Genomic DNA, 10,330 nt, shown 5'->3' with positions numbered 1-10,330 from the left:
GATCGCCGTCCAATCACGCGTGACCGCCGTCTGATCACGCGAGATCGCCGTCCGACGAACGAAACCCAACATCAAGCAAGCACGATCACGCGACACTAGCGATGTTGAGCCGGATTACCAACAGCAGCGCTGACCAGCAGCTCTGCAACTTTGCCGGGCCCCTTGCGCTAGACGCAATGAAGGGGCCTTCACGTACTGACGTTGCTCACCTGGAACCGCGTGTCAGGGAGCGACCGGGCCGGCCTTCCTGTACAGGTCGTTCCCGGCCCAGTTCACGATGTCCTGCGAAGGCCGCGAAGGCGGAACAGGTACGAAGTTCGAGGCGTCGTCGACGCTTCCGGTGCCGTCGTACTTGGCCTGCAGCGGGTACGGGAACACCGGCCGCGTGCGGAAGACCTTGCCGTCGGCGTCACGGCCGGTGGCGATCGTCCGGTCCGGCGCGGTGCCGCGTTCGACCCAGGAAACCAGTTCCTTCAGCGGGTCGTACTCGGTCAGTTTGTCGCCGGTCGCGCAGTGGTAGAGCCCGGGCACCATGAACAGCCGGGCCCAGTTCTGCGTCGCGGCGAGGCCGCCGTTGGCGCGGGTGAGCCGCTGGTAGTAGTCGACGGTGCCCGCCGCGGGGATCGCCTGGTCCGCCCAGCCGTGCCAGATCACGAGTTTGCCGCCGGAGCGCCGGAATTCACGGAGATCCGGCGACATCGCGTTGTAGCGGACGCCTTCCGGGGTGAGCCGGTTGAAATCTCGGGCGGTGAAGGCGAACTCCTCGACCGACGAATGCGGTGTCTTGATCGGGTACGCCATGTACTTCAGGTAGTTGTCGGCGAGCCCGAACGCGACCGGGATGCCGCCGTATTCCGGCGCCGCGACGGTCCAGCCGTACCAGGACAGTTCGGAGCCGACGGTCTGGCCGCCGGGGTAGAGCTTGCGGCCGCGTTCGTCGGTCGGCGCCGCGTAGATCTTCTTGGTGGCCTCGACCTGTGCCGCGGTGAGGCAGCCGGCGTTGTCGGTGCCCGGCGGGCAGATGATCGTGGCCGGGTCGAAGCGGCAGGTGCGCGGGTCGTCGATGGCGCCGTCGGTGAGCCCGTCGGACCGGTCGCAAGAGGACACCGCGGCGGCATGCAACGCCGGGAGCTTCTCCGCGGTCAGGATCGGTTTGCCGTCGGCGCCGGTGTTCACCTTGGCGAGCCAGGTCTGGTAGACGCCGAGGAGCGGTCCCCAGTATCCGGCGGGCGCGCCGGCGATGATGCCGTCGAAGTCGTGCGGGTAGCGCTGAGCCAGCAGGAGTGCTTCGCGGCCGCCGTCGGAGCAGCCGCTGAAGTAGGACTTCGTGGGCGGAGTGCCGTAGAACGCCGTGATGAGGCGTTTGGACGCCTTCGACACGACGTGTGGCGCGCGGAAGGCGAAGTCGTCGCGCGCGGCCTGGTTGTTCTCGGCCCACTTGCCGTCGTCGAAGACGAGCGGGGTCTTGCCTACGTGACCGTCGTCGGTGGCCGCGACCGCGACGTCGCCGCCGTGCGGCAGTCCGCAGTCGGCGAACGGCGGGGTGGCGACGGCGCCGCAGAAACCGCCGCAGCCGAACTGCAGATAGCGGCCCGCGTACGTCTTGGTCGGCAGCCGCAGTTGGAACTGCACCGCCGGTTCGACGTAGCCGCGGACGTCGCAGTTCTCCGGTTCGGTCGCCGTCGCGGGCACCACGGTCGCCGTTTCGACGTGGGTGACCGCCCCGGAGACGTCGTAGGTCCGCACCAGATCGGCGCAGGTGCGCACCGGGCGGAAAGTCGTTTCGCCGGCGGTGGCCGCCGGTACCGTGAGTATCGAGCCTGCCGTGATGAGCGCTGCCACGCCGAGCATGGACAACCGCCGCATTTCCCCACCCCAGTTTCCCGGATCAGCTTGACATTGCTCCATGCACCCTGGCCCGGCCCCTGGAGGTTGTCCACCCCATTTCAGGGTAGAGAAGCGGGCATCCGGCTTGTCCAGTTCGAGTCAGGTTTGTCCGGGTGTCTTGACGTCGATGTCACACGCGAGTTCTTCTCTCTTGGCGCCACCGGTCCCCGCCCGCGCGGCGCACAGCATGCCCCCGCGAGAAAGCATTGGTGCAACGATGCCCCGAAGCGTCAGACCACTGGTCTGCAGCCTCCTGAGTGCCACGGTCGTGGCGTCCGGGCTGGCAGCCCTCCCGGCCACCGCCGCGGCCGAAGACGCTCCCCCGGACTTCTACTCCTCGTTCGAGGAAGGCGAACCGCAGCCGACGTGGAGCGACACCGTCGACGTCGACCCGTCCGGCAAGCCGAAGGCGTTCGGCGTCGACGGCGCGAACGCCACCACCATCCCCGGTGACATCCGCGGCAAGGTCACCGAGACGTCGGCCAACAGCGAGAACACCCCGAACGAGGGGGTGTCGAACCTGGTCGACGGCTCGACCGACACCAAGTGGCTCGCCTGGACCCCGACCGGCTGGGCGCAGGTCGCGCTGTCGGAGCCGACGTCGATCACGCGGTACGCGCTGTCCTCGGCGAACGACTTCGACAACCGCGACCCGCAGGACTGGACGCTGCAAGGCTCCGCCGACGGTCAGTCCTGGACCGATCTGGACAAGCAGACCGGGCAGAAGTTCTCCGGCCGGTTCCAGTCCAAGCAGTACCGGCTTCCCGCGGCGAGCGCGGCCTACAAGTTCTTCCGGCTCACCATCATCAAGAACAACGGCGGCGACATCATGCAGCTCTCGGAGCTGCTGCTGGCCAACGAGGACCCGGCCCCGCCTGCCCTGCCGAACATGCGCAGCTTCGCCGACAGCGGCCCGACCGGTGGCTACACCAACAAGAACCGCGTCGGCTTCACCGGCACACGCGCGTTCCGCTACTCCGGCAGCCACAAGGCGCAGGGGCACGGCTGGTCTTACAACAAGATCTTCGACGTCGACATCCCGGTGGCGGCGACCTCGGAGCTTTCCTACAAGGTGCAGCCGGAGTTCATCCGCGGTGACCTGAAGTACCCGAGCACCAACGTCGCGGTGGACCTGGCGTTCACCGACGGCACGTACCTGAGCCAGCTCGGCGCTGTCGACCAGTACGGTTTCGGACTCTCCCCGCAGGGCCAGGGCGCGAGCAAGGTGCTCTACACCAACCAGTGGAACCTGGTGCGCTCGCAGATCGGCCTGGTCGCGAAGGGCAAGACGGTCGACCGGATCCTGGTCGGCTACGACAACGCGAACGGCCCCGGTTCACTGCAGGGCTGGCTCGACGACATCAAGGTCTCCGCGACTCCGACACCGCCGGCGAGCCTGCGCCCGTCCGACAACGTGCTGACCACGCGCGGTTCGCTGTCGAACGGGTCGTTCTCGCGTGGCAACAACATGCCCGCGACCGCGGTTCCGCACGGGTTCAACTTCTGGATCCCAACAACCGACGCGGGCACGTTGAGCTGGATGTACTCCTACCACTCGCGCAACAACGAGCAGAACCTCCCGGCGCTGCAGGCGTTCTCCGCGAGTCACGCGCCGAGCCCGTGGATGGCCGACCGGCAGACCTTCCAGTTCCTGCCCTCGACCGCCACCGGCGTGCCGAACCCGGATCGTGAGGCGCGGAAGCTGCCGTTCAAACATTCCAACGAGACGGCGCGGGCGCACTACTACGGCGTCGACTTCGAGAACGGCATCAAGACGGAGGTCGCGCCGACCGATCACGCGGCGCTGTACCGGTTCAAGTTCCCCGGCGCGGACTCGAACCTGATCTTCGACAACGTCAACAACAACGGCGGGCTCACCCTCGACCCCGCGGGCCGGGCCATCACCGGGTACAGCGACGTGAAGAGCGGACTGTCCGCGGGCGCGTCGCGGATGTTCGTCTACGCGACCTTCGACAAGCCGGTGACCGCCGGTTCGAAGCTGTCGACCGGTTCCGGCGACCAGAAACGGGACAACGTCCTCGGCTACCTCAAGTTCGACGCGGGCGCCGACAAGACGGTGAACATGCGGATAGCGACCTCGCTGATCAGCGTCGAGCAGGCGAAGAAGAACCTGGCGCAGGAACTCGCCCCGGACGCGACCCTCGAATCGGTGAGCGAATCCGCGCAGAAGGCGTGGGACGAGAAGCTCAAGATCGTCGAGGTCGAGGGCGCGTCGAAGGATCAGCTGATCACGCTGTACTCCAACCTGTACCGGCTCTTCCTGTACCCGAACTCGGGCTTCGAGAACGTCGGCACGGCTGAGAAGCCGGTGAAGAAGTACGCGAGCCCGGTGTCGCCGAAGACGGGACAGGACACCCCGACGCAGACCGGCGCGAAACTGGTCGACGGCGAGTTTTACGTCAACAACGGGTTCTGGGACACCTATCGGACGGTCTGGTCGGCGTATTCGCTGCTCAGCCCGGACACGACCGGGAAGCTGGTCGACGGGTTCGTGCAGCAGTACCGCGACGGCGGCTGGATCTCGCGCTGGTCCTCCCCCGGTTACGCGGATCTGATGACCGGCACCAGTTCGGACGCCGCGTTCGCGGACGCCTATCTCAAGGGTGTCAAGGGATTCGACGTCCAGTCGGCCTATGACTCCGCGATCAAGAACGCCACGGTGACCCCACCCAACGGCGCGGTCGGGCGGAAGGGCATCGACGAGGGCACGTTCCTCGGGTACGCGCCGAACACCGCGGACCACGGGTTCTCCTGGGCGATCGAGGGCTACGTCAACGACAACGCCATCGCGAACATGTCGAAGAAGCTCTACGACGAGGCTCCGGCGAGCGACCCGCGCAAGCAGGAGTACCTGGACAACTACGGGTACTTCACCGAACGGGCCACGCAGTACGTGAACGTGTTCGACCCGAGTGTCGGTTTCTTCCAGGGCCGTGACGCGGCGGGCGAGTTCACCCGGAGCAAGGCGGACTTCGATCCCGAGGTGTGGGGTATCGACTACACCGAGACCAACGCGTACGGCATGCGGTTCTCGGTTCCGCAGGACGGCAAGGGCCTGGCGAACCTTTATGGGGGCAAGGCGGGGCTGGCGTCCAAATTGGACGAATTCTTCGCCACGCCGGAGACCGGCCTGAAGTACGGCAGCTACGGCGGGATCATCCATGAGATGACCGAGGCTCGGGACGTCCGGATGGGCATGTACGCGCATTCCAACCAGGCCGCGCATCACACGCTTTACATGTACGACTACGCGGGTCAGCCGTCGAAGACGCAGGCGAAGGTCCGCGAGGCGCTGGCCAGGTTGTACGTCGGCAGTGAGCTCGGACAGGGCTACGGCGGTGACGAGGACAACGGCGAGCAGTCGGCGTGGTGGTTGTTCGGCATGCTGGGCTTCTATCCGTTGCAGGTCGGTAGTTCGGACTACGCGATCGGCTCGCCGCTGTTCACCAAGGCGACCGTGAACCTGCCCGGTGGCAAGAAGATCGTGGTCAACGCGCCGAAGAACAGCGCGAAGAACGTCTACGTCCAGGGCCTGAAGGTGAACGGCAAGGCGCAAACCTCGACGTCGCTTGCGCATTCGGCGATCGCCGACGGCGGGACACTCGACTTCGACATGGGCCCGAATCCGTCTTCGTGGGGTACCGGCCCGGACGACGCGCCGAAGTCGATCACCAAGGGCGACGCGGCGCCGACTCCCGTGCACGACCTGACCAGGCCGGTCTCCGGCGGGGACGCGGCGTTCTTCGACAACACGTCGCGGACCGAGGCGAAGGTCAAGGCGCCGATCCAGTACCAGGTGCCCTCGACGAAGGAAGCGGGTTCGTTCTACACGCTGACTTCCGGCAAGGGCACGGGCGACGCGAAGAGCTGGGTGCTGAAGGGCTCCTACGACGGGAAGACGTGGGCGGTCGCGGATCAGCGGACCGACCAGAAGTTCCCGTGGCGGCAGCAGACCAAGGCGTTCAAGATCGCGAACCCGGCGCACTACGCCTACTACCGGCTCGAGGTCACCGCGACCACGGGCGGGGAGGCGTCGCTCTCGGAGTTCGAGGTGCTGGGCAAGCCCGACGCGGCGTGCACGCAGACCGTCACCGGCGAGCGGAAGGGCCCGCTGTCCGTTCGGGACGGCGTGACCTGTTTGGACGGTGCGACGGTGTCCGGTCCGGTGTCGGTGGCGGCGGGCGCGAGCCTGATCGTGCACGGCGGGTCGATTTCCGGGCCGCTGACGGCGACGGGCGCGGCGCAGATCGTGCTCGACCGGACGAAGGTGAACGGTCCGGTGGCGATCACCGGGGCGGCCGGGCCGGTGTCGATCGAACTGACCGAGATCGGCGGACCGGTGGCGTTGACGGGCAACAAGGGGCCGGTGCTGACTGCCAGCACGATCGGCGGCCCGCTGGCGTGCGCGGCCAACTCCCCCGCTCCGACGGACTACGACCTGCGGAACACCGTCCGCGGCCCGTCCGTCGGGCAGTGCGCGAAGCTGTAGTTCTCCGATAAGTGCGTGAAGGCCCCCTTCCTCGCGAAGGGGGCCTTCACGTCTATACGGGACGACGGCTGCGGAGGATGCCGAATCCCACGCGGACCGCGGACAACAGGGCGAGACCGGCGTAGGTGATCGCTTTCTGGAAGTCGGCCGCCTGCTGAGCCGCTGTCAGCGCGACGCCGATCCCGGTGGTGACCTCGCCGGCTGCATCTCGGGCGGTCGCAGGTCCGTGAAGGACTCCTTGAGGGACCCAGAGTCCCTCAAGGTTCCCCTCACCTCGCGCCGGAACCTCACCCCGGTCGCGGTAGCACCACCAGTTACAGCGGCGGCGCGTGAAGGCCCTCTTCCCTGCCTGAGAGTCAGGGTCCCGGCGAAGTCACGGAGCTGGTCTGCGCTGCTGTTGGTGATACCGGGCATGGCGTCGCTAGTGCCCGCAAGGGTCGAGTGGGGAGGATTTGGGACGTTGACCGTCCGAAATCTTCCCCGCTCGGGCGTGTGCCGGAAGCCGCGGGGAAAGCCTGTCCCTGAACCTCTGGTGATCAAGCTCCGCAACCGGTGTGACCCCGCGACGAAGAGCCGCCTGACCTGCAAGATCTCGACTTTGCCGACCCTGACCCTGAGAGCAGGAAACTCGACCTGCACACCTTCCCCAGTAAGTGAGGCAGGGCACCCCGCACCGCCGCACCCGGCCGTCGTGGGCTGCGGCGAGCAGGCCCTGTCCGGTCGTACCGATACAGTCACAGTGGACGTCGGCGCCGATCAAGTACGCCCATCCCGGTGAGCGGTATACCGACACGACGGTGTCCACAATGGACTGTGGTGGATTCGTAGGGGGAGATCGTGTCCGATGGGGATCGATCCGGGAGCGACCTGAAGATCGACGAGGCGCTGGTAGGCCGTCTGCTGGCGGCACAGTTCCCGGAGTGGGCGGACCTGCCGGTGAAGCCGGTCGCCAAGCCCGGGATGGACAACATGACCTTCCGGCTCGGCGACACGATGAGTGTCCGCCTGCCGAGGTACTCGCGTTGGGTGGGCCAGGTGGCGCGCGAGCAACGATGGCTTCCGTTCCTCGCGCCGCGGCTCCCGCTGCCTGTCCCGGTCCCGCTGGCGAAGGGTGAACCCTGCGAGGGGTATCCGTTCCCGTGGTCGGTGTACGCCTGGATCGACGGCGACGTCGCCCGCCCGGAGAACCTGCGGGACGAGGTCGAGGCGGCGACGGACCTGGCAGAGTTTCTAGCGGCCTTGCGGGAGATCGACCCGACGGGCGGGCCGGAACCGGAGTGGAGCAACGGCTTCCGCGGTGTCCCGGTCGGCGACGAACGCGACTCGGCGATCGTGGAGAGCCGCCTGCGTCCGAAGATCGCGGCCCTCGAAGGGCTCGTGGACACCGCGACGGCGACGGCCGTCTTCGATGCCGCACTCGCCGCGCCCGCGTGGCACGGGCGTCCGGTGTGGATCCACGGCGATCCGGCGGCGGGGAACCTGCTGTCGCGGGACGGCCGGGTGAGCGCGGTCATCGACTTCGGCACGGTCGCCGTCGGAGATCCCGCCACCGACCTGATCACCGCGTGGTCCTTTCTGTCCGGACCGGCGCGGGACACCTTCCGCACCTTGCTCGGAGTCGACGACGCGACGTGGGCCCGAGGCCGTGCGTGGGGACTCTCAGCCGTGCTCCCCTCTCCCGACGACGTGACCGAGGCGGAGCTGCTCCGGTTGGAGGAGCTCCTCGACGATTTCCGCCGCGAGGCCTGATGGATCGCGTCACGGAATTCGAGCAGCTGAGGCCCTCGATGTTCGGGCTCGCGTACCGTCTCCTCGGTTCGGCGGCGGAGGCGGAAGACGCCGTCCAGGACGCCTACCTGAAGTGGGCGGGCGCCGAACGCGAGTCGATCGAGTCACCGCGGGCGTGGCTGGCGAAGGTGGTCACCAATCTGTGCCTGAACCGGCTGACCTCGGCCAGGGCGCGGCGAGAGCGCTATGTCGGACCGTGGCTGCCCGAACCGGTCTTGACCTCGGACGAGATACTCGGTCCGCTGGAGACCGCGGAGCAGCGGGATTCGGTGTCGTTGGCGATGCTGATGCTGCTGGAACAACTCAGCCCGGTCGAGCGGGCGGTGTTCGTGCTGAAAGAGGCCTTCGCCTACAGCCATCGTGAGATCGCCGCGATCCTCGACCTCTCCGAGGTCAACTCGCGCCAGGTGCACAGCCGGGCCCGGCGGGCGCTGGACCGATCGGACGAGCGACGGGTTTCGAACCCGTCGCATCTGGAGAAGCTAGTCGAACGCTTCCTGTCGGCCGCACGGGACGGTGACTTGCCCGCACTGGAGAGCCTGCTCACCGCGGACGTCACGGCGTGGTCGGACGGTGGCGGGAAGGTCACCGCGGCGCGGCGACCGGTGCACGGCGCCGCGAGGGTCGCGCGCCTGTACGCCGGGATGTTCGCCGGTGCCACGGGGGTATCGATCGAGATCGGCGAGGTCAACGGTGGTCCCGCGGTGATCGCGACGGACGGTGGCGCGCTGTACGGCATCCTCGGGTTCGAGGTCGTGGACGGCCGGATCGCCGGGCTTTGCGCGGTCGCGAATCCGGACAAACTCGCGTTCGTCTCGCGGCAGCTGTCACGTTCCGGGTCGCCGTCCGGTCCTTGAGGGTGAAAACTCTCGTGAACGGAGGACCAAGGTGACGAAACCGATTCTGGTGACCGGCGGTACCGGCGATCTGGGCCGGGAGGTGGTGCGGCGACTGCGGGCCGGCGACCTGCCGGTCCGGATCATGAGCAGGCGGCCGCGCCCGTCGGACGAGCCCGGCGAGTGGGCGCGGTGCGATCTGCGGACCGGCACCGGGCTCGCCGAGGCAATCGCCGATGTGTCGGTGATCATCCATTGCGCGTCGACACTGGGCCGCGGGGACGAGCAGGTGACGCGGAATCTGGCCGAGGCGGCGCGGCGGGCGGGCAGCCCGCATCTGGTGTACATCTCGATCGTCGGCATCGACGTGATCCGGTTCTTCTACTACAAGGAGAAGCTGGCCTCGGAGAAAGTGATCGAGGAGTCCGGTCTGCCGTGGACGGTGCTGCGCGCGACACAGTTCCACGATCTCGTCACGCGGGCGTCGGCGGCGCAGCGGCGGCTGCCGGTGACGTTCATGCCGTCCGGATTCCGGTTCCAGCCGGTCAGCACCGGCGATGTGGCGGACCGGCTGGTCGCGTTGGCGTCCGGCGAGCCCTCGGGGCGGGTGCCGGATATGGGCGGCCCCGAGGTCCGGACCGCCCGTGACCTGGCGGAGGCCTACCAGCGATCGGTGGGGCGCCGGAAGCCGATCGTGTCACTGTGGCTGCCGGGCAAAGCGTCCCGGGCGTTTCGGGCGGGCGGCAACCTGACGCCGGAGAACGCGACCGGCGTGGGCACCTTCGAGGACTTCCTCACCTCCCGCTCGTGAGTGGTAAGGACGGTTGCCTGCCGGAAGTACAGGAAGGCCCCTCCCCTGCGCTAGGCGCCAGGGTCCCGGCAAAGTCGCGAAGCTGCTGGGGTAGTCCGGTTTGACATTTTTGGTGCCTGCCAGGGTCGAGTGGGGAGGTTTTGGGGACGTTGAACGTCCGAACTCCTCCCCGCTCGGGTGTGTACCGGGGTTCCTTGTCCCCATTCCTCATCGCCAGCCCCACAGCGACGAAGAGCCGCCTGACCTGCAAGACCTCGCCTGTGCCTGGACCCTGACGCTAGGCACAAGGAAGGGGCCTTCCTGCACTAGGGAGGGGCCCTCACGCGCGTCGTTGTCGCTGGTGCTGAGGCGGGTTCGCGGTCCGTGAAGGCCTCCTTAAGGGACCCAGAGTCCCTCAAGGAGGCCTTCACGGACCTGCGATCGACTGCACGCCTATCCGGTAGGTGCCTGAGCCACTGGACGGTTCGGTCACACCGAGCCGTGCTCACGCGCGCGAGT

General features: G+C 67.6%; 5 protein-coding genes. 4 read left to right on the top strand and 1 reads right to left on the bottom strand.

What is annotated here, in order from left to right; all coding sequences use genetic code 11:
- Window positions 1-222: 222 nt before the first annotated feature.
- Window positions 223-1,866 (bottom strand): tannase/feruloyl esterase family alpha/beta hydrolase, encoded by a 1,644-nt coding sequence (locus tag ACM6LR_RS09040; RefSeq protein ID WP_414943561.1) that lies wholly within the window; start codon window positions 1,864-1,866, stop codon window positions 223-225.
- A 238-nt stretch (window positions 1,867-2,104) separates the two neighbouring features.
- Between ACM6LR_RS09040 and ACM6LR_RS09035 the strand changes: the two genes are divergently transcribed.
- The 4 genes from ACM6LR_RS09035 to ACM6LR_RS09020 all read left to right on the top strand — a co-directional run bounded on the left by ACM6LR_RS09035 (window position 2,105) and on the right by ACM6LR_RS09020 (window position 9,832).
- Window positions 2,105-6,397: a GH92 family glycosyl hydrolase gene (locus ACM6LR_RS09035; protein ID WP_414943560.1), complete on the top strand. Its 4,293-nt coding sequence runs from the start codon at window positions 2,105-2,107 to the stop codon at window positions 6,395-6,397.
- Window positions 6,398-7,234: 837 nt separating this feature from the next.
- Window positions 7,235-8,146 (top strand): aminoglycoside phosphotransferase family protein, encoded by a 912-nt coding sequence (locus ACM6LR_RS09030; RefSeq protein ID WP_414943559.1) that lies wholly within the window; start codon window positions 7,235-7,237, stop codon window positions 8,144-8,146.
- A complete protein-coding gene (locus ACM6LR_RS09025) occupies window positions 8,146-9,042 on the top strand; it encodes an RNA polymerase sigma-70 factor (protein ID WP_414942438.1) in 897 nt (298 codons plus the stop codon). The genes ACM6LR_RS09030 and ACM6LR_RS09025 overlap by 1 nt, the downstream gene beginning before the upstream one ends.
- A 31-nt stretch (window positions 9,043-9,073) precedes the next feature.
- The gene (locus tag ACM6LR_RS09020) at window positions 9,074-9,832 is read left to right on the top strand and encodes an SDR family oxidoreductase (protein WP_414943558.1); all 759 of its coding nucleotides are present in this window, start codon (window positions 9,074-9,076) and stop codon (window positions 9,830-9,832) included.
- Window positions 9,833-10,330: the final 498 nt, after the last annotated feature.

Origin of the sequence: Amycolatopsis sp. cmx-11-32, assembly GCF_047608695.1 — a bacterium.
GTDB lineage: Bacteria > Actinomycetota > Actinomycetes > Mycobacteriales > Pseudonocardiaceae > Amycolatopsis.
The sequence above is the reverse complement of the archived record's forward strand: the minus strand, read 5'-3'. Positions and strand labels throughout refer to the sequence as shown.

What these genes read in the sequence shown, in the direction of transcription:
- ACM6LR_RS09040 (WP_414943561.1), bottom strand. Translation starts at nt 1,866, where the DNA reads ATGCGGCGGTTGTCCATGCTCGGCGTGGCAGCGCTCATCACGGCAGGC.
- ACM6LR_RS09035 (WP_414943560.1), top strand. Translation starts at nt 2,105, where the DNA reads ATGCCCCGAAGCGTCAGACCACTGGTCTGCAGCCTCCTGAGTGCCACG.
- ACM6LR_RS09025 (WP_414942438.1), top strand. Translation starts at nt 8,146, where the DNA reads ATGGATCGCGTCACGGAATTCGAGCAGCTGAGGCCCTCGATGTTCGGG.